The sequence below is a fragment of the Candidatus Azobacteroides pseudotrichonymphae genomovar. CFP2 genome (genome assembly GCF_000010645.1).
Lineage (GTDB): Bacteria > Bacteroidota > Bacteroidia > Bacteroidales > Azobacteroidaceae > Azobacteroides > Azobacteroides pseudotrichonymphae.
The window spans coordinates 448,976-469,909 of sequence record NC_011565.1; the positions used below are offsets into that span (position 1 = coordinate 448,976).

The following is a 20,934-nucleotide window of genomic DNA, read 5'->3' on the forward strand; positions in this document are numbered from 1 at the left end:
TTTATAATTGGTAATATGAAATTATTAAATGTTTATCCTCGCTGGAATATTGAGCCAGTTAAAGCTCAGGGATGTAAAATTTATGATAGAGACGGAGTTGAATATTTAGATTTTTATGGTGGTCATGCTGTTATTTCTATTGGACATTCTCATCCTGAATATGTAAGGAGAATTAAACAACAGATAGATAAGATAGGGTTTTATTCTAATTCAGTACTTATTTCGTTGCAGGATGAATATGCTGAAAAATTAGGAAATGTTTCAGCGTATCCAGACTATTCTTTATTTATGGTTAATTCTGGAGCTGAAGCTAATGAGAATGCTTTAAAGCTAGCTGCTTTTCATAATAGAAGAAAAAAAGTTGTTGCTTTTCGAAAATCCTTTCATGGTCGGACTTCTGCTACTGTTAGAGTAACAGATATTTCTCGGTATTGGTCGTCTATTGATGGAGTATCAGAAGTAGTTTTTTTATCCTTGGGTGATACGGATAGTCTTAAGGAGGAATTGGGGCAAGGCGATGTTTCTTCTGTAATTATAGAGGGTATTCAGGGTGTTGGTGGGGTAATAGTTCCTAATATTAAATTTTTTCAGGATTTGCGTATTGTTTGTGATCAAACTGATACGGTTTTGATATTAGATGAAATACAATCTGGGTTTGGACGCTCGGGGCGTTTTTTTGCACATCAATATGCAGGTATTCGCCCTGATTTGATTACTGTTGCCAAGGGTATGGGGAATGGGTTTCCTGTTTCTGGAGTATTGGTTTCTCCTAAATTTGCAGCTGTTATGGGACAGTTAGGTACTACTTTTGGTGGCAATCATTTGGCTTGTATGGCGGGCATTGCTGTTTTGGATGTAATGGAGAAAGAAAATCTAGTAATGAATTCTGACAGGGTTGGCCGGTATTTAATGGACAAGCTAAAAAAACTTCCTAAGGTAAAAGAGGTTCGAGGGTTGGGATTGATGATTGGAATTGAATTTGAAGAGCCTATTGAGCCTTTGCGGGATAAATTATTATTTGAACAGAAAGTATTTACCGGTGCTACTGGAGCGCATGTCTTTCGTTTATTACCCCCTTTGTGTTTAAATAAAGAATTAGCAGACGAATTTTTGGATCGTTTTTGTCGGGTTTTGTTAAGATAAATTTTAATATAATTAGAATGGATTGTTATTATGAGAATAAGAATAACTGTTATTGGAGGTGGAAATATGGGAAGTGCTATAGTGCGCGGATTGGTTCATGGGAGTGTATTTCGGGCTGAGGATATTACTGTTGTTGATATCTCTGTATGTTCTTTAAATTCTTTGCAAGAATTTAATTCATCTATTCGTATATCATTGGCAAATTATGATAGCGTGAGAGAATCAGATGTTGTTCTTTTGGCAGTAAAACCATGGCTGGTTAATAAAGTAATTGAAGATATCAAGGAAACAATGAATTATTCTCAACAAATTCTAATTTCAATAGCTGCGAGTGTAAATATAGCGGATATTAATCGGATGCTAAAGAAATCTAAGGGAGAAGATTTGCCAGCCGTTTTTCGTGTAATACCTAATACAGCAATTGCTGTAAAAAGAAGTATGACATTGATAGCCTCTTGTAATGCTTCTTCTAAACAGGAAGAGTTAGTACTAAGAATATTTAGTGAATTGGGAAATGCTGTTTTATTAGATGAGGAAAAAATATCGGCTGGATTAGCTATAACTTCATGCGGTATTGCTTATTGTTTTCGATATATCCGTGCTGTCGTTTCTGCAGGAGTTGAATTGGGATTTTATCCGATGGAGGTGCAAGAATTGGCAGTAAAAACAATGCTTGGAGCAGCTGTTTTATTGGACGAAAATAAGCAGCCTACTGAAGTAGAAATAGATAAAGTAACTACCCCTGGAGGACTTACCATTAAAGGATTAAATCAGTTAGAATCAAAAGGATTTTCCAGTGCTGTTATTCAGGCTGTAAAGGCTAGTGTTGCTGAATCTTAAGAGTATATTACATATACATATATATAGGATTCCTCTTTCATGTATTGATTACTTATCAGTACACGAATTTGCCTAACGAACAATTAAGAGCAAGAGAGGATGTGGAATCCCCTGTTGGCTATTCCAATTATGTATTCCATTCCCCACTCTCTCCCCTTCCTATCCCGTTTTCTTCTCTTCTCTGTTATGAGTAAGTTTCAGCGAAAAATTAAGACCTATGTGAATTTGTTATTAACAATAACAATCAAGCTATAAGCTTAACTTGTGTTAAGCCTCTTACTTGTCTTCTTTGTTACACCACTTATTTTGATTTGAAAGTATCTTGGTAAGATTGTTCTTAATCCATTCAATTTCACGATTTAATGTAGTCTTGAATGCATCAAATTGTTCACGATGTTCGTGAAACTTTCCGACCTTGATATAATGCCAGATGATCATCCCGCATATGGTACCAAGAAAACTTCCGAAAAATGTTGTTGTCATAATTAATTTTTATTATTAGTTTTTTCATTTGTTACAACATACTCTCTATTAAGAGTTGTAAACCATTCTACGAGTAAATTTAATACAAATACCACAGGAGAATGATTTTTACTTTTCATGTTTGAATCATTGTTGGTAAAAAGTGAAAAGGAGACAAAAGGACAATGAACGTAAACTTTGAACAACTCTACCCCCTATTAAAAGGCTATCCATTTTACCATATCATACACAAGTAATTTCCATTTCAGTCAAACGCTACTGTTTTATGCAGCAGCATTATACGACACACCGATACACCAAAATACCCCAACGATACATCCCTATGTATCGTATACACAAATGTTCTCAACAGACTCAAAAAAACACTGTTAGTAAATCCTTCGCCCTTACCATTACATTAATAAATGGCAATACGCACATTCATTCGAAAAAAACCTACCTTGGGATCTCTTCTTTCTCTCTTTCTCAGGGTTTGAGACTTTTCTTCCAAACCAGAAGGAGAGAAGGTAGATAAAAAACTCAATAAAAAGACTGTTATAAAATTAAAATTAACATATTTTATATGTTAATGCGTTCAACTTATTGATTATCAATTAAAGATATTTTCTTATTGATTTATTTTTCAGCAAATTCTGAATGCAATTTTCTTGTGTTTAGTGTTTTAAAAAAAAATCTATTCATTATTCTTACATCTTACAGTGTAACCTATTTATTGTGTGTTAAATATATTGATTTTCGCTAGTATTTAGTATACTACATTAGTATTTAGTATACTGCATTATCGTGAGACCTTTCAGCAACTCTTCCTTAAGGAATTATAATTAACAATTAGAGTTTTTACTACCTTTAACAGTATCTTATTAAGATAAGATAACAACAAATTAATCTAAAATAAATAAATGCTATGAGTGCACTTTATGTAGTTGGTGTGGATATGGGAGCCACTAATACAGCTTTTGGAATAGTAGATGCACGAGGAACTATTCTTTTTCAAGATAATATTCCTACAGGAAACTACTCTACAGGAGAGGAGTATGCTAAAGTTTTAAGCACTGCTATTAAGGGACTAGTAACCAAAAACAATTTGAATGGTGAAATTAAAGCTATCGGTATTGGTGCACCAAATGGTAATATGCATGCAGGTGCTATTGAAAATGCCGTTAATATTTCTTGGGCAAATGGGATTGTTGTTCCTTTAGCAAAAATGATTACTGAAGAAACTGATTTACCATGTAGGTTGACTAATGATGCTAATGCTGCAGCATTTGGTGAAATGGTCTATGGAGTAGCCAAGGGAATGAAGGATTTTATTATGATTACTTTAGGTACAGGTGTAGGAAGTGGAATCGTTGCCAATGGAAGTTTGGTCATTGGTCATGATGGTATGGCGGGTGAATTAGGGCATATGATAGTGGTTAGACGTAATGGTCGTCCTTGTGGATGTGGTCGCAATGGTTGTTTAGAAGCATACGCTTCAGCCACAGGAGTGGCGAGAACTGCACGAGAGTATTTGGAATTAAATCCTGGTAGATATTCCTTATTAAGAGAAATTGTTCATCGTCCTCTTACCTCCAAAGACGTATTTGAAGCAGCAGAAAAGAGAGATGAATTAGCCATTGAAGTTTTTAATTTTACAGGGAAAATTCTGGGAGAAACATTTTGTGATTTTATTACTTTTTCTAGTCCACAGGCTATAATATTGTTTGGAGGATTATCTCATGCAAGTGATTATTTATTAGACCCTTTGCAAAAGGCAATTGATGACAACGTGATGAAAGCATTTGCTGGTAAAACGAGAATACTCCTTTCTCAACTTAAAGGAGCGGAAGCAGCCATATTGGGAGCAAGTGCTTTGGCATGGGAATAGTCCAGATTTTTAAAGAGATAAGAGGAGAAATATTTGAAATATGGGAGTTTTTTGTTACAAAATCGATTTTTATAATAGCTACTTCGCTTTTGGCGATGTATTTACTATAAGAAGATGAAGGGTCAATAAAAAATGAAAAGAAGGACGGTAAGAAATATACAAATGATTGAAACCAGATTTGTGTAAAATTTTGCCAATAAAGGCTAAGCCTATTATGAGGGCGAGGTTGCTTGTTTTCCTAAGCTAATTCTCGATGGATTTTGTAATGTAGTTTTCAGCGAGCTTTTGACTTTATCAAAATAAATAGTACAATTTGCGAGGAGAGTTAATGGTGCTTCATGAGATATGAACATACTTTCGATAAAGCAAATTGGATTAAAGTAGATAGGAAAGTTTTGAATAAATATGTTAATAAAGGCTATTGGGTAGCTGGGATAACTGCTGATAGGGGATGATGAAAAGATATTTGAGCTTAATAACTTAGGAGTGAAAAATGGTTTTTTGCGCGTCTAGACTCTATTTCTTGATTTTGGAAGAGAAATACCTTGAAAATAAGAAAACATTTTGTCTTTTGTTTTTACAGATTATTATTGATTCTTACCATGCTAGGCGAAAACTCAATTCTACATGCTAGGAGTAAATTTGTAGAAAATCGTCGTGGTTGTCTGAAGCTATTACGATATTGATGAGTGTCAGTAGAAATACTTGGACTAATGGGTTACAAGAGTTGTTTTTCTATGTCAACTGCAGGGTTTCGTGTGTACATTCCTAGCAACCTTCACCTAATTCTGGGTTGTATAGAGAGGGAAATAATGAGTTTGAATAAGTACTAATTTTGGTATTGTAATAGATAGAATAATCTTTTCAGTCAATCAATATGGATAATTATAACATACGTTCTAATCAACTTAGTGAGAATGAAAAAGAATTTGAAAATGTTTTGCGTCCTTTGTTTTTCAAAGATTTTGGTGGACAAGATAAGATTATTGAGAATTTAAAGATATTTGTTCAAGCCGCACGATTACGTGGGGATGCCCTTGACCATGTTTTGCTGCATGGTCCTCCTGGATTAGGGAAAACTACTTTATCCAGTATTATTGCTAATGAATTGAATGTAGGGTTTAAAGTTACTTCCGGTCCTGTATTAGATAAGCCAGGTGATTTGGCTGGAATACTCACTTCTTTGGGGAAAAATGATGTTCTTTTTATTGATGAAATTCATCGTTTAAGTCCATTGATAGAAGAATATTTGTATTCTGCAATGGAAGACTATCGAATAGATATTATGATAGATAGGGGGGCTAGTGCTCGTTCCATTCAGATTGAAATTGAACCTTTTACTTTGGTAGGAGCAACTACTCGAAGCGGTTTATTAACTTCTCCATTAAGAACGCGTTTTGGTATTAATTTGCATTTAGAATATTACGATGTAGAGGCACTTACATCCATTGTTAAGCGTTCGGCAACTATTTTAAATGTTCTTTGTGATGATAGTGCTGCTTTTGAAATTGCTTCTAGAAGTAGAGGAACTCCACGTATTTGCAATGCGTTATTGAGACGTGTTCGTGATTTTGCACAAGTGAAAGGCAATGGGAAAATTGAGAAATCCATTGCGTGTTTTGCTTTAGAAGCTTTGAATATTGATAAATATGGATTGGATGAAATTGATAATAAAATCTTATTGACTATTATGGATAAATTTAATGGTGGCCCAGTTGGGCTAACTACTATTTCGATTGCTTTGGGCGAAGATCCTGGTACTATTGAAGAAGTCTACGAGCCTTTTTTAGTTAAGGAAGGCTTTATTAAACGCACCCCTCGTGGGCGAGAAGTTACTCCATTGGCGTATATGCATTTTGGACGTCCCATTTCTGAAAAACAGGGAATACTTTTTTAATTTATAATTATGCATGGAGTAAGATCCTTAGCAAAGGATAGTTTCATTTATGGAGGAAGTGCCATAGCATCAAAAATGATGAATTGGTTACTTACTGTTCTTTTTACTCATACGCTTGCCAAGAGCGATTTTGGTATAATGACTAATCTTTATGCATATGCAGCATTGATTATTGTTGTTCTTACTTTTGGAATGGAAACTGGCTTTTTTCGTTTTGCAAATCAAACCGATAAATATTTACCTGCCACAGTTTATTCTACTACTCTTATTTCCGTTAGTATTATTGTATTGGTGTTTTTAATCTGCTTTTTGAGTTTTTTCTCTTTTTTAAGAACCTATTTATGGAGTAGCAAAATACCTGGGATATATATTCGTATAGTTATTGTTGTATTGAGTATGGATGCTTTCAGTGCTATTCCATTTGCCTATTTGCGTTATAAAAAAAGAGTTTTGAAATTTGGAATTTTGAAATTGCTAAATGTAGTGCTTTATACATTTTTTTGTATTTTATTTCTTGTGATTTGTCCGCAGATAAATAAACACAGTCCTTCTCTGATTACATGGTTTTGGAAAGATAATTTTCGGTTGGGATATGTTTTCATTGCCAATTTGTTGGCAACTTTTATTGAAATACTTTGTCTTTTGCCTGAATTAATTGGATTTAAGTATAGGTTTGATGTATCTTTGGCAAAAGGGATGTTTCATTATTGCTTTCCTTTAGTAATTATGGGGATTGCTGGAGTAAGTAATCATGTAGTGGATAAGTTAATGTTTCCTGCATTTTATTCCGGTAGTTTGCCAATGTTTGATGAATTGGGTGTTTATAGTGCTTGTTTTAAGATAGCACTTATAATGATGATGTTTACCCAAGCATTTCGTTATGCATATGAACCTTTCTTTTTTGAAAAAAGCAAGGAAAAAGATGCTAAACAATTGTATGCTGATGTAATGAAGTATTTTATCATTTTTGGGTTGTTGGTTTTTTTAGGAGTTGTGTTGTATCTTGACATAATTAAATATTTAATTGCTCCTGAATATTTTGGAGCTTTGAGAATTGTTCCTATTGTTTTGTGGGGGGAGTTATTTTTTGCTGTTTATTTTAACCTTTCAGTATGGTATAAACTAGTGGATAAAACGTATTGGGGAGCTATTTTTTCCACTATTGCTTTTGTCATACTCATTGTTGTCAATATTTTTTTTATTCCTATTTATAGCTATAGGGCCTGTGCATGGGCAGGATTTACAGGAGATGGATTTATTATGCTTCTTTCGTATTTTATTGGACAGAAATACTATCCTATCCGATATGATTTAAAATCTATCGGTTTTTATACTTGTCTTGCATTGGGTTTATATGCTGTGTCGTATTTTGTCCCCATATATAATTGTTGGTTCCATCTTGCATTCAACACAATTTTGATAATTATTTATCTAATTGTCGTTATAAAAAGAGATCTTCTTTTAAAGAATATATCTTTTGTCAATTATTTTGTTTAATATTTGATATAAATTCGCTTTGGGCTTCTGATTCTAAAGTCTAAAGCAAAGTCTAATGATATGCCTCGTGACATTTTAATGTCTTGTTTTATTTATGGATTCATTAGCTCAGTAGGTAGAGCACATCCCTTTTAAGGATGGGGTCCTGGGTTCGAGCCCCAGATGGATCACTAAGAAATAAAGTGATGTTTTTTAATGTATTGATTTTAGATTGTTCATCATTGACAATGATGATAAACAAGCAACAAAAAGAAGCATTTTTATAAAATTTTATGTTTTTTCTCAATATAAAAATTGTATTAAATTTCTACCAATTGTATATCGATTCCGATCTGAATTCATAAGAAACAACGTCCCCTTGGGAATTTAAAATGTTAGGTCTTAACTTCGGAGTTAAGATTCCCTTTTTTTGTGTAATATCTGAGAAGGATGAGTGGAAATTGATGTTTTCCTGAAATTGATTAATAGCAATAAAAGAACTTGCAATTGCAGGAGGAATAAATAAATAAGGTTGTAGGCTTTTGTATCTCTATTTTCGTTCAGAGATATACATGGATGGATGGGAAAGTTTAGGTTATTAGGGTGTATTTAGATGGGTCAATCTGTTTTTTAATCTGAGTTAAGGTGACTTTTGTTTCAAACAAATGATACACAAGAGTAGAATTTGTGGGTTTATATGTCTTACTTGGCATATACAAGATAAGTATATTGTATTAGGATGATTTTGTAACCTCTAAGTTGCAAAAGGAGAAATACATCGCTCTTTAATGAAAAACGACCTAAGTATAGGTATATAAACGCTTGTTTTCGTGGAAAACAGATGTATGTAATTACATCACTGCCTTTTCCCAAACATTGTATGATGGAATGTCTTAATTTGATTAGCTGTTGGTTTAGTTTACATAATGCTAAGCCAATTGTATGTAGTTGATGTCTTACTTAGTGCTAATACTTATAAATAATGAGTTTATTTATTTTTTTGATTACTACTGAAACTGTTAACTGTTAACTGTTGACTGAGAGAATATTGTATAAAAAACTATCAGATTTAAATAACAGAAATAAAAACTTGCATATGTAATATTTGACTGAATTAGAATTGATATTCTATCAACTTATTTTAGGACAAGACAAAAAATCTGTGCAAATAACACTCTTAGGAACATTGTTATTGGATATACAGTAGCATACGCGGCGGCCTGTGCTTGAACGGGGACAATACTGTTATCAAACTCTAATGGAGGCATAGACATAGAACCGGAAATAAAACCACATATTTTTAGGTAATTTATTTTTAGTAACCTAGCGATAATACCAACGACTAAAATAGGTATGAGTGTTATTGCAATACCGTATAGCATCCATTGCCAACCTCCGTTTTGAATAGTTTTTACAAACTTTTCGCCTGACAGTAAACCTACACAGGAAGGAAATAGAATAATACCCAATTCACGCATAAAAAGATTAGCACCTGGGGTCATGTAGAAATTTAATTTGCTAATATGTCCTTTGTATCCTAACAGTATTGCTACTAGAAGGGGACCGCCAGCTAATCCGAGTTTGGCAGGTGCTGGAATTCCAGGAATGAAAACTGGAAGGCTTCCTAGTAAAATACCTACAAATATTCCGAGGAAAATTGAAATTATATTGGGTTTGGCTAATTCGTTGATAGAATTACCTAGTTCTTTTTTTACATCATTTAAGATTTCTTGTTTTCCAACAATCCGAATCGTATCACCTAGCTCCAATGTAGTATTCAACGTTGGCAGAATTTTTATCCCTGACCGGTATATACGGGTTATATTTGCCGGATAGCGGCGGTATATCCCGATTTGTTCAATTGTTTTACCTGAAAGTTTTTGATTGGTGAGCAATACGTTTATTATACTCAGAGGACCAGGTATGCCTTCTTTGCTTTTGACAATTTTGGATTTCCCTATTTTAATCTCCAGATTATTTATAAGATTTTGTGATGAAACACCACAAATAATGTCTCCCTCTTGAAGGATTTCCGCATCGGTAGCTATGAAAGACTCTCCATTACGTATAATACGGGAAATAGCTAATTCCTTATCAATAATATGCTTGATATAATCAATATTTTTCCCGAGTAGATTGTGGTTGGATACTGTAATTTCCACACTTTGCAAATTCATCTTGGCCTTATCTGATGTTTTAGTGTAATTTTCAATTTCAGCATTGACGTCAATCTTGAAAAATAATCGAATCAATAGCATAGTGATGATGATTCCTAAAATACCAAAAGGATAAGCAATAGCATAGGCCATACCTGTTTCGGAAACAATGATGTCCCCTGCTCCTTGTTCCGCTAGTACTTGTTGAGCTGCACCAAGACTAGGAGTATTAGTTACGGCACCGCATAAAGTGCCGACAATAACTGCAGATGATAGGTCCGTAAAATAGTAAATCAAACATGCTATTCCGAAGCCTCCCAACACCACACCAATAGCCAAAAGGTTTAATATCAGTCCGTCTTTTTTGAATGAAGTAAAGAAGCGAGGTCCCATGCTTAATCCAATGCTGTAAACAAACAATACTAGTCCGAAATCGCGGATAAAATATAGTATATGTGAATCTATTGGGACTCCGAAATGAGAAATAAATATGCCACTGAACAATACTCCTGCAATACCCAGTTTAATCCCCTTAATCTCAAGTTTTCCGAGTATTACGCCGGTGAAAGCAGTCAGGCATAAGTATAACATAGTGGATGCACTACTTTGTTTAGTGAAAAAATCATACATAAGATTCATACATTTTATAATGGGATTTTACGTGCTTTTTTAGGAGGATTTGATTGGATTTTGTTTTTTGCCATTTTTCTCTAATGACCTGTATTAGTTTTATACGTGTATGGTTAGGTAGGATAATTTCGTTGGTACATTCCAGCTCCTCACTTTTATGAGGATAAGGATTTGCAAAGTTTTTACAATATTTGTCAATTGCTTTTCTTTTGGTTTCTTTGTCTGTTCGACGATATAGGATATTTACAGCTCCTTCTTCCTCAATTACCGTAAATTCAGCTGTAGAATAAGCTAAATTAATATCAATTCCAATTCCTGTTTCTTTGCTCGATATAACAATATAATCACATCTGTCATATACTTTGCGGGTTATAAATATTATTTTAGAAATGGTTACTTCTGAGTGAGCATATAGTATTTTTATGACATGGCGTACGATGCCATTATATTCCTGTACTTCCCCTGAAGGAAATCCAGGTGCATCTTCACTAAGTGATTTGTACTGCTTCTGTATTCGTTCAGCTTCCTTACTTATTTTTTTTAACTTATTTTTATTACCAAGCAATTGGCATAATTCTTCATATATCATAATTTACTTTTGGGCTATTCTCATTTAAATCCAGACGAATCAATAGTTGACTTGAATTTACTACTTTACACCTTCAGCTACTAATATTTCCTGTAACCACACATTCACTTGTTACTGTTGTAACAGTTTGCATTTTCATTGCCTCAATTACAATTCTAGTATCACCTGCTTGTAATCAGCATTATCAATGCGATGTTTTCTGTATTTTTATTTTTAATATCCATTCTGTTTTTTAGTTTTTTTGCATACTTTTCTATAAAGTTGGTATTATATTTTTATCTCGATGAATGCGGGAGCATCAATAATATTTTTTTGGATAATTGATATTGTTTTTTACATCGTTTTACATCGGCGATTCTATATTCGTGTACAATAATTATATCAGAAGTTTGATGGCATATGGTCTGTTTTTCTTCCCATATTATTAGTGTTTATTGATCATTAGATCATAGTTTGTGGTTATTTTGTGTAACCATTTGTACAAATGGTTATCTATGCGAATACCAATTTTCCATTTAGACTGATGAATCCTTTAAATTGTGCCTAGGCGAAAGAATGAAATTCATTTCTGTATTGTTGACACAAATATATAGTTCATATAGTATGTTCATATTGTTTCACTTCTTCTTGTTTTATGAATAAAATTTGTTCTTCGGCAATTTTTTTATCCCTTTGCCAAGTTGATACCTAATACTTCTTCAGTGCCTTGGGATGTTTTACTTGTAAACGAATATTCATTTCCCAAAAGAAGAAATTCTGATTTTTATTGGCTAAAAATTCAATGCTTCTTGCACCAATGTAATCTACGGTTCGGATTGCTCCTACCGTTTCCTTACCCATTTTTTGACATAGTTCGGACCTAATGAAAGGTGACGGACTTTCTTCTGTTATTTTCTGACTTTTGTGTTGTATGGAATAGTATTCCTGTTCATACAAATGGGTAACATTACCATATTTATCACTAAATATCTGAAACTCAATATGATGTAGTTTTTCTGCAAATTTTTCGATATAAACTATATCATCTTCGAATGATGAAAAGAATTTAGGCTTGGAATTTAAGTAGTAGGCCTCTTTTAGTTCTTTTGAAGAATATTTTTTTGTAAAATGTTTCTTTTGTTCTTGTATGAACGAGATAAAGCGTGAAGAGATATTTTCGACAATTAAACTAGTATCCAATACGTAACTGATCATAATAGTAAGAAAAATTGTTTGTGGGAATTAGGCTACTAATATCTATTTTTTGTTGTATCTCCCAGTTCTTCTCTTGAAGAATTCGTTTGTCTATTTGCAGAAATTTGCAGCAATTTATATCGATACTAACGTTGCCTGCTCAATATTTTTCACAGACTTTTTTCAATTCACGCTGGTTATCAATGTGCAGATAGCCGAGGTTGTGCGTTCGCATATTTTTAACTTTTAATGGATGATAAATCAGCTAAAAGCTCTTTTGAACTCAATGCTTTATATGAATAAACAAAGGAGAAAAGACATGAGTTTGCCATAGTAAACGCCAAATAGAAACGAAAAGCACACTAACTCGACTCTACTTTTTACAAAAGTATCGTCAAGCCGGATTAAAGAAAGTCTTCTGGATTACTCTATTTCATGTATATTTCATCAATCGAAAGTAGTTGTATTGTACAGAACTCTTTCATAGTTTATAATTGTACGACAGTCCGTGATTTTCAAACGATTCCATTTCAATTAAAAAAGTAAAAGAATAGCTTATAATAGCTAATTATAATTGTAAGTTTCATGGAGAGTAAAAGTAAGTATATTGCTCGATAAGAATAATAACGTAAAAAACATTTTTATACTATGGAGCTTTTATTCAAATCAATATTTAGCAGTTTGGTAGAAATAGGAATTGATATAAAGTAAAAAATTAAAAAATTCGAAAAATGGGAAAGTTTTAATTGGTGGCATATACTAAGATTGTTTATTATCTACATACATTTTCTGACAAAGTATATTTGGCAGATTTCGAATATTTTCAATATTCTATTCCTAATCGGGCTTTAATCCCTTTGTTGTAATAATGTTTTATTTCTTTCATTTCCGTTACTAAATCGGCTATTTCTACTAGCTCAGGGACAGCATACCTACCCGTTATGATGATTTCGGTTTCTTCTGGTTTTTGCTTTAATATCTCAATCAGTTCTTGTACTGAAAAAAAATTATAGAATATAGCAATATTGGCTTCATCAAGTACAATAACATTGTATTTACCAGAAAAGATAGTATCGGTTATTTCTTGAAATCCTTTCTTCGCGGAATTTATGTCTGTCTGCGTTGGTTTGTTGTATATGAAGTAATTCGAACCATATTGTCGAATCTCTATCAAGGGAATGTATTGCTGCAAAGCTTTAATTTCCGAATAGATTTGTCTTTTTAGAAATTGAGCAAAAAATACTTTTTTACCAGCTCCTGTGGCTCTCAATGCTAAACCAAGTGCCGCAGTAGTCTTTCCTTTTCCGTTACCTGTATAAATTTGAATATATCCTTTCATTATTTTTTACAAAATATTCTTGTCATGTCTACCATCGTTTCGTTTTCGATGCAGTAAAATAGTTGGTTGGTAGATGTACTGTCCAATCCGCCTAAATGTTTTATGTAAAGGCCTAACTTGATAAAATCAAAGTGTCGAAAACCAAAGTTTTCAGGCAAATGCTGTTTACCAGAATACCAAGCCGTTTAATGCAATTATTGGTTATCTCATGAAGGAAAATTGACAGTTTTTCAACTTCCTGTGGGGCAAAACATCACCTCTCATAAAACAGACACAAGTAATAGCATTACTGTATTTTTTAAGTAGTTCTATGAGAATATCTTCATCTAATATTTCATCCATATCTGTCATTAGGTAGGGCTGTGACATCCTTTACAAAAAAATTGGGCAAGTTGGAAATATTAATAGCCAAGGTTACTTCTCCGGGGATTTCCTGAAAGACTACGTCATAATTGTGAATCTTAGCATAATGACGCCGTTTAGCCTCTTCTTGCCTAGTTTTTGAAAAATTGCTGACACGTTTCAAATATCCGATAATGCGAGTCAAATAGTCTACGTTTTGACTTTTACATGAAGGACATATTTTCAGGTTGTATTTGTCTGTATGTCCGCAATCGTTACAAACCGTATTTGGTATATTGAACGTAAAATAATTACATCCTTCCTGTACTGCTATATATAGTAATTGTTTGTATTGTTTTTTATCTAAAAACTCTTCCAGATTCAAATGCAGGGCAGAACCTCCTGTCAGGTGTTCTATGTCCCTGCGACCATGTAAGCGGAACTTATCTATAATATTCACAGAGCTGTTTTCCACAATATAAAAATAACTATTATAACATTTACGCTTAACAATATATCCATCCAGTTTGTCCCATTTGGTATGTTTTACACCTACGTTTTCGGCAGGAATCATTTCACAGTTAAACATCACTTCTTTTATCCGGTATTTTTTGTTGTATCGCTTTATAAGTATCAATACTTGCTGAACAAAATTTTCATATTTAAGATTGTCATTTATTTCGATTCCCAGAAACTCTGTAGCTTCCACTATACCGTTCCACTCCTATGGTCAAGTTATGGTCAAGTATTGACGGTTAAGGCTAATATAACCTGCATCAAACAAGGGCAACATTCCTTTTTCATTCAGATATTTCAAGTTTTCGTTATATGTCAACTGTGCCTTATGTACCAAATCCATTATTTCTTCCAAAAAAGGTTGAAATGGTATCTCTTTGCCGACAGCGTGTTGATGCAGAGGGTCAAGTTGATAGTCAGTACACTTTTTGATCCTGTAGAAATACCACCCTGCTCCAAGTGTATAACTGAACTCGTTATCCTGAATTTCGTTTCGAAGTCGGCAACAGCTACTTAAAGAATCGGCATTATCACTTATGTAAGTGAAGAATGAATGTCCCTCGGAATACATTTCGGCAGTAAAATCACTGTATTCTCTATCTTTCATTTCTCCATTTTTAGTTAATAATGCCATTGTTTCAATGGGGAACGTTAGAATAGAACGTGTACGCTCCTTATTAAACCATTTCATAAAACGCTTTTGCAACCAACTAAATGATTTCCAATCAGGAAAACTTTTGTCAGGAAATACAAAGTTTCCGAATAAAGATTTGAAATAAAAGTGGTCGTAATACGAAATATTCCAAAATATTGCCTGAAGGTTTCTTACTCCGTTTGGTTGATTGATAGAGTAGACATTTTGTCCCAAATGGTCGGTAATAACTTTATCAACAGTGCGTTGTTTTTCAGATAAACAGACTACTTTATCAGTATGCAAATAATAATCCTGATCGTATTCCAAACGGATGAAATAGTTCATATACATCAAGAATTCTGGAGTAGCACAAGCTCCGCTTAACATACTAGCAACCATAAAGACCATGTTCACAAATCCATCGCAGAATGACCGAAGGTTATTTGGTGCTTTCGAGTTGCTACCTATGGAAATTGTTCCACCAATCAACCAAGGATGCATGGTTATGCTAGTACAGTAATTGGCTAAACTAGTTTCGTCATTTTTATAAGTGTAGTGGTTATTCAGTAATTCTATATATTTATCAGCAGTTCTTCTACCGAACATTTCTTTCAGACGTTCATTCAAAATAAGACGATTCAAATGTATAAAATTGCGTTTGGGCAGCTTCTCCTACAAGTGTAACTATATTCTTGTTTTCTACATTGGCATTTGCATCAAACTTACTGCTTGAGGCAGCATTCGCTGTGCCACAATAATCTAAATAATCTATTAGAAATTTGAGATTGTTGTACATTCCACGTTTTGTTACTATAATTGATGAATTGGCACTTGCATAAGAGCGATCATAAGAATTATGAATATTTAAACTGTATGAAAAGTGGCTTCTCCGTAAGAAAATATGTAAGTTATTGAGAGTTATACAGTGTTGCTATACTTTTCATTCGTAGTGATAGAATGAAATCAAATTTCATATACCAGTCTACCAGTCCAACTGAATTCTTAAATGGTTTCAACTTTTTCCACAAGAAAAATACTTTTTTTAATAAAATCAGTAATAGTTCTAAACCATTCGGCAAATATAAATATTTTACTGATTTTATATAATCATCGATAGTCGATTATAGTCAATTAAACAAATACAGCTTTATTAAGATATTGAATACTGCTTGATAGGTCTTTAAAAAAATTTTACTAATACAGTAGATAGTCATTAGGCATTATTACACTATTTCGTCTCATCATATGGCATTCATCGCAGATTTGATTGAATATATTATTCATACTTATATAGTTAGGCTAACTATATGATATAGAAAAGAAGTAGATTTTTATAAAAAAAAGGCGATAGTCATGTGTTAAATAACACATGTTATTCAGAATACATGTTATTCAGACATATATAAAAGATATACACAAGATTTTTTGTTGGCGTTTTTAGCTGAAATTTTTAAATGAATTACTACAATAGTAAATCAGTATGGGTATACCTTGTTGCCATACAATAGTATGATTTAATATGATTTGTAATGCTTAATGATTTGTTCTTATCTTTATTTTTAGTTATTGAGAGTAAGGAAATACTGAATGGAACATTTAATTAGAAATGAAATAATGAGTTATTGCTATTTTTAGTTATGATTCTAAAAATCGGTAAAAATTATGATTTCTAACTTTTTTATGTTTTATCAACAAATAATATTTGCACCTAATTTTGTCATCATTGTATTGTAAGGTCTCTATTTTATCATTTATAAAAATGTGTAATTAATGAAAGATTTTAATTTTTTTAGTAAAAAATTAATTACATGGTATAGTAGTCATAAAAGAAATTTGCCGTGGAGAGGCATTTATGACCCATATAAAATATGGATATCAGAAGTCATTCTCCAGCAAACACGTGTTACTCAAGGTTTGAAATATTATAACCGTTTTATTAAACGATTCCCTGATATAGAATCTTTAGCGGGAGTAGAAGAACAAGAAGTACTCAAATATTGGCAGGGATTGGGATATTATTCCAGAGCACGTAATCTTCATAGAACAGCCAAAACTATTATGGATAAATATAATGGAGTATTTCCAAAAGATTATTATACAATTCTGAAACTAAAAGGAATTGGTGAATATACAGCATCTTCTATTACTTCCTTCGCATGGAATATGCCTCATCCCACAGTTGACGGCAATGTTTTTCGTTTTTTATCTCGTTTATTTGCTATTGATTGTCCTATTGACACGATAAAAGGGAAAAATCATTTTACAGAATTAGCAATACAATTGATGGATAAATCGAAAGCTAGAATATTCAACCATGCAATAATGGAATTTGGAGCACTACAATGTATTCCCTCATCTCCTGATTGTACCGTTTGTTCTTTCAAATCAGTATGTTTAGCTTATATTAATCATACTGTTGTTCAGTACCCAGTGAAACAATATAGAACAAAAATTAAAGAAATTTATTTTTACTACTTCCATATTCATGATTCTGATCATTTGTATTTAAATATGAGGAAAGAGAAAGGAATCTGGCAAAATCTGTTTGAATTTCCCTTGATAGAGTCAGATATTTTAATGGATTTTCAACAATTGAGCAATACTGATCAATTCAGATTATGGTTTCCAAAAAAACATATCTATCATTTTGAATTAATTGTGAAAAATCAAAAACATATTTTGTCTCATCGAATACTGTATGCTTATTTCTACAAAGTATTTATGAAAAGAATACCTAATAGTTTTGATACTTTCAAGAAAGTTAAATTGATGGAAATAGATAAGTATCCTATTCACCGATTAATGCAGTTTTATTTGGGAAAAATTTTGCCGTTCAATCGTTTTATCTCTACCTTTGAGTAGGATAGCTTGAACTTTCACTTCAATCAATCAATATTTTTATCAATCAATCAATCAATCAATCAATATTTTTAGTATTTTATGCCAGTAAATAAAGTTATTCTAGTTGGCAATGTAGGTAAGGATCCTGAGACAAGATATTTTGATGATGGAAGAGGTGTTGCCAATTTTTCTTTAGCCACCAATGAAAAGGGTTATACTACTGCTAACGGTATACAAATTCCAGATCGTACAGAATGGCATAATGTTGTAGTATGGAGAAAAGGACTAGTGGGAATTGTTGAGAAGTACGTTCATAAAGGTTCAAAAATTTATATTGAGGGTAAAATTCGCACTCGTTCGTATGACGATGGACAAGGTGTCAAACGATACATAACAGAGATATATGTAGACAACATTGAACTGTTAGAGCGTATAGATCGTAAATTGGATGGGGAAAATAAATCTCCTTTTCTTGAATCTTCTATAGAGATAAATCCTACCCAAGAAAACATTATAAATCCTTCGATAGAGCAGGAAGAAGACGATTTGCCATTTTAATCGAATTTAGATTAATAAATATTAGATCTGGAATAGAGACTATATTTCTTCTGTTCCAAATCTAATATGATAAAAGATGAAAATTGCAGCATTAGTATCAGGGGGAGTGGATAGTTCGGTTGTTGTCCATCAATTAAAAGATATGGGTTATGATCCGGTTATTTTTTATATCCAGATAGGTATGGAAAATAATGAAGGATACATTGACTGCTCTTCAGAGGAAGATATAGAAATAACTACTTTTATTGCTCGAAAATATGGATGTCGAATAGAAATTGTTTCCCTTCAAAAGGAATATTGGGAAAATATAATTGCTTATACTATTGATACTGTTCATAGAGGATTGACTCCTAACCCGGATATAATGTGTAATAAACTTATAAAATTTGGAATCTTTGAACAAAGGTGGGGATATGAATTTGATAAAATTGCAACTGGTCATTATGCAACTACTACTGAAATAAACGACGAAATTTACCTTTCTACTGCTTTCGACAAAGTGAAAGACCAAACTTATTTTCTTGGGCAAATAGATTATTTGCAGATATCAAAACTAATGTTTCCTATTGGACATTTGCAGAAAAGTGAGGTACGAATAATTGCTGCTAAACAAGATTTACCAAGTGCTTTTCGAAAAGATAGTCAAGGTATTTGTTTTTTAGGGAAAATCAATTACAGCAATTTTATACGAAGATATCTAGGTGAAAAATTAGGCAAAATCGTAGAATTGGAAACAGGCAAAATATTAGGAAATCATAAAGGTTATTGGTTTTACACTATTGGCCAACGCAAAGGATTGTATTTAAGTGGTGGTCCCTGGTTTGTGATAAAAAAAGATGTTCAACAAAATATTGTTTTTGTTTCCAACGATTATAAATCAAAAATACGATATAGTAAAAGTCTTAATCTAGAAAGAGTTCATTTTATCACTAGAAATATTTTCGATGACTTTATTGATACAAAGGAAATCGCATTTAAAATAAGGCATACACCAAAATTTACCTTTGGCAAAATTAGACATATAGGTAATGTTTATAGAATAGAATCGGAAAGTAAGATACAGGGGATAGCTGCAGGACAGTTTGGTGTTATATACGACAAAAGATGTAAACTATGTCTGGGTAGTGGTGTAATTATTGAGTAATTTTTATTAGGATAAGATTTTTTTATTATTCTCCCTCTAATTTTAAAGCATACTTTTTTACAAACGTTAATTCAATAATCATATAAAAAAATGAAAGGTAATTATTGTGTTATTATGAGTGGGGGAATAGGTAGTCGTTTTTGGCCTTTTAGTTTGGGGAAAAAGCCGAAACAGTTCCTTGATTTTTTCGGAGTAGGTCGTTCGCTTTTACAACAAACTTTTGATCGCTTCAGGCAAATAATACCTATAAATAATATCTTCATTATTACTAATGCAAAGTATTCGGGTTTGATAAAAGAACAACTTCCTGATTTGAATGTGGATCATATATTATTAGAACCCATTCGTAGAAATACAGCTCCTTGTATTGCGTATGCTTCTTATCGTATTAGGTCTATTGATCCGAATGCTAATATTGTAGTTTCTCCTGTTGATCATTTGATTTTGCAAGAGCAAAATTTTCTAAAAAACATTCAGACAGGGTTGGATTTTGTTAGTAAATCCCCCTTATTACTAACCTTAGGTATAAAACCAACACGCCCAGAGACAGAATACGGTTATATACAAACAAATGAAAAGGAGCATTGTATTCGAAAGGTGAAAACTTTCACAGAAAAGCCTAATTACGAATTGGCGAAAATATTTTTTGAATGCAATGATTTTTTTTGGAATTCAGGAATATTTATCTGGAATGTCAGTACAATCTTAGAGGCTTTCGATCTGTATTTATCAGATATTAGCATGTATCTTGGAAAAAGTTTAGATAAATACAATACTTCAGAAGAAAAGGTATTTATTGATGAAACATATTCAAAATGTCCAAATATTTCTATTGATTATGGTATAATGGAAAAAGCCAGTAACGTATACATGTTGGTGGCAGAATTTGGTTGGTCGGATTTGGGGACATGGAATTCGCTTTATGATTTACTAGAAAAGGATTCCCATCATAATGCTTCTCTTAAATCCCGAACACTTTTTATTGAAAGCGAAAATAATTTAGTAACACTTCCTAAAGATAAGCTTGCTATAATACAGGGTTTAAATGATTATATAATAGCAGAATCTGATAATATATTGCTGATTTGCAAAAAATCAGAGGAACAACGAATTAAACAATTTGCATCGGATGCTAGCATAAAATATGGGAAAGAATATTCTTAAAATAGATTCTTTTCAAAAAAACAGTAACTATCCAGATAATAACTTTTGGTTTTTTTAGACAAACTGTCTTAACTGTTAGGAAATGGACAATATTCTATAGTAATCTATAGTAATTCGAATGATGACCTTTCAGATGATTCCT

The 20,934-nt window shown here is 32.6% G+C and carries 14 protein-coding genes, 1 tRNA gene and 3 pseudogenes; 10 read left to right on the plus strand and 8 right to left on the minus strand.

Going from position 1 to position 20,934, the window contains the following annotated elements:
• Window positions 1-15: 15 nt before the first annotated feature.
• From CFPG_RS01845 to CFPG_RS01875, 6 genes are all read left to right on the plus strand, one after another.
• Complete coding sequence (locus CFPG_RS01845; RefSeq protein ID WP_012573347.1) at window positions 16-1,143, plus strand: aspartate aminotransferase family protein; 1,128 nt, start codon at window positions 16-18, stop codon at window positions 1,141-1,143.
• Window positions 1,144-1,173: 30 nt separating this feature from the next.
• Window positions 1,174-1,983, plus strand: coding sequence for a pyrroline-5-carboxylate reductase (gene proC / locus CFPG_RS01850; RefSeq protein ID WP_012573348.1), 810 nt, complete (start codon window positions 1,174-1,176; stop codon window positions 1,981-1,983).
• A gap of 1,387 nt (window positions 1,984-3,370) precedes the next feature.
• Window positions 3,371-4,333 carry an ROK family protein gene (locus CFPG_RS01860; RefSeq protein WP_012573349.1) on the plus strand — a complete coding sequence of 321 codons (963 nt, stop codon included), beginning with the start codon at window positions 3,371-3,373 and terminating at the stop codon, window positions 4,331-4,333.
• A gap of 877 nt (window positions 4,334-5,210) precedes the next feature.
• The gene (ruvB, locus tag CFPG_RS01865) at window positions 5,211-6,230 is read left to right on the plus strand and encodes a Holliday junction branch migration DNA helicase RuvB (protein WP_012573350.1); all 1,020 of its coding nucleotides are present in this window, start codon (window positions 5,211-5,213) and stop codon (window positions 6,228-6,230) included.
• 9 nt (window positions 6,231-6,239) lie between these two features.
• Window positions 6,240-7,727, plus strand: a complete 1,488-nt coding sequence (locus tag CFPG_RS01870; RefSeq protein ID WP_012573351.1) for a lipopolysaccharide biosynthesis protein — start codon at window positions 6,240-6,242, stop codon at window positions 7,725-7,727.
• Window positions 7,728-7,824: 97 nt separating this feature from the next.
• Window positions 7,825-7,897, plus strand: a tRNA-Lys gene (locus CFPG_RS01875).
• 945 nt (window positions 7,898-8,842) lie between these two features.
• Here CFPG_RS01875 and CFPG_RS01880 read toward each other — a convergent pair.
• From CFPG_RS01880 to CFPG_RS05500, 8 genes and pseudogenes are all read right to left on the minus strand, one after another.
• Window positions 8,843-10,492, minus strand: a complete 1,650-nt coding sequence (locus tag CFPG_RS01880; RefSeq protein WP_012573352.1) for a putative transporter — start codon at window positions 10,490-10,492, stop codon at window positions 8,843-8,845.
• Window positions 10,485-11,081: a carboxyl transferase domain-containing protein gene (locus CFPG_RS01885; protein ID WP_041572391.1), complete on the minus strand. Its 597-nt coding sequence runs from the start codon at window positions 11,079-11,081 to the stop codon at window positions 10,485-10,487. The genes CFPG_RS01880 and CFPG_RS01885 overlap by 8 nt, the downstream gene beginning before the upstream one ends.
• Window positions 11,071-11,256, minus strand: a pseudogene (locus CFPG_RS05790) (biotin/lipoyl-containing protein); the annotation flags it as partial. The pseudogene CFPG_RS05790 and the gene CFPG_RS01885, both read right to left, overlap by 11 nt.
• Before the next feature lie 512 nt (window positions 11,257-11,768).
• Window positions 11,769-12,275, minus strand: a complete 507-nt coding sequence (locus tag CFPG_RS05160) for a hypothetical protein (protein WP_050720667.1) — start codon at window positions 12,273-12,275, stop codon at window positions 11,769-11,771.
• Between the two features lie 802 nt (window positions 12,276-13,077).
• Window positions 13,078-13,593, minus strand: a complete 516-nt coding sequence (gene cobO / locus CFPG_RS01895) for a cob(I)yrinic acid a,c-diamide adenosyltransferase (protein WP_012573353.1) — start codon at window positions 13,591-13,593, stop codon at window positions 13,078-13,080.
• Window positions 13,593-14,053 (minus strand): annotated as a pseudogene (locus CFPG_RS05795) (anaerobic ribonucleoside-triphosphate reductase activating protein). Before CFPG_RS05795 ends, cobO begins: the two are co-directional and overlap by 1 nt.
• A 69-nt stretch (window positions 14,054-14,122) precedes the next feature.
• Window positions 14,123-15,691: pseudogene (gene nrdD / locus CFPG_RS05495) on the minus strand (anaerobic ribonucleoside-triphosphate reductase); the annotation flags it as partial.
• A gap of 13 nt (window positions 15,692-15,704) precedes the next feature.
• Window positions 15,705-15,881: a hypothetical protein gene (locus tag CFPG_RS05500; protein WP_265348040.1), complete on the minus strand. Its 177-nt coding sequence runs from the start codon at window positions 15,879-15,881 to the stop codon at window positions 15,705-15,707.
• Window positions 15,882-16,855: 974 nt separating this feature from the next.
• Between CFPG_RS05500 and mutY the strand changes: the two genes are divergently transcribed.
• From mutY to CFPG_RS01920, 4 genes are all read left to right on the plus strand, one after another.
• Window positions 16,856-17,947 (plus strand): A/G-specific adenine glycosylase, encoded by a 1,092-nt coding sequence (gene mutY / locus CFPG_RS01905; RefSeq protein ID WP_012573354.1) that lies wholly within the window; start codon window positions 16,856-16,858, stop codon window positions 17,945-17,947.
• Window positions 17,948-18,025: 78 nt separating this feature from the next.
• Window positions 18,026-18,484, plus strand: coding sequence for a single-stranded DNA-binding protein (locus CFPG_RS01910; RefSeq protein WP_012573355.1), 459 nt, complete (start codon window positions 18,026-18,028; stop codon window positions 18,482-18,484).
• Window positions 18,485-18,560: 76 nt separating this feature from the next.
• A complete protein-coding gene (gene mnmA, locus CFPG_RS01915) occupies window positions 18,561-19,628 on the plus strand; it encodes a tRNA 2-thiouridine(34) synthase MnmA (RefSeq protein WP_012573356.1) in 1,068 nt (355 codons plus the stop codon).
• 90 nt (window positions 19,629-19,718) lie between these two features.
• The gene (locus CFPG_RS01920) at window positions 19,719-20,792 is read left to right on the plus strand and encodes a mannose-1-phosphate guanylyltransferase (RefSeq protein WP_012573357.1); all 1,074 of its coding nucleotides are present in this window, start codon (window positions 19,719-19,721) and stop codon (window positions 20,790-20,792) included.
• The last annotated feature ends 142 nt before the right edge of the window (window positions 20,793-20,934 follow it).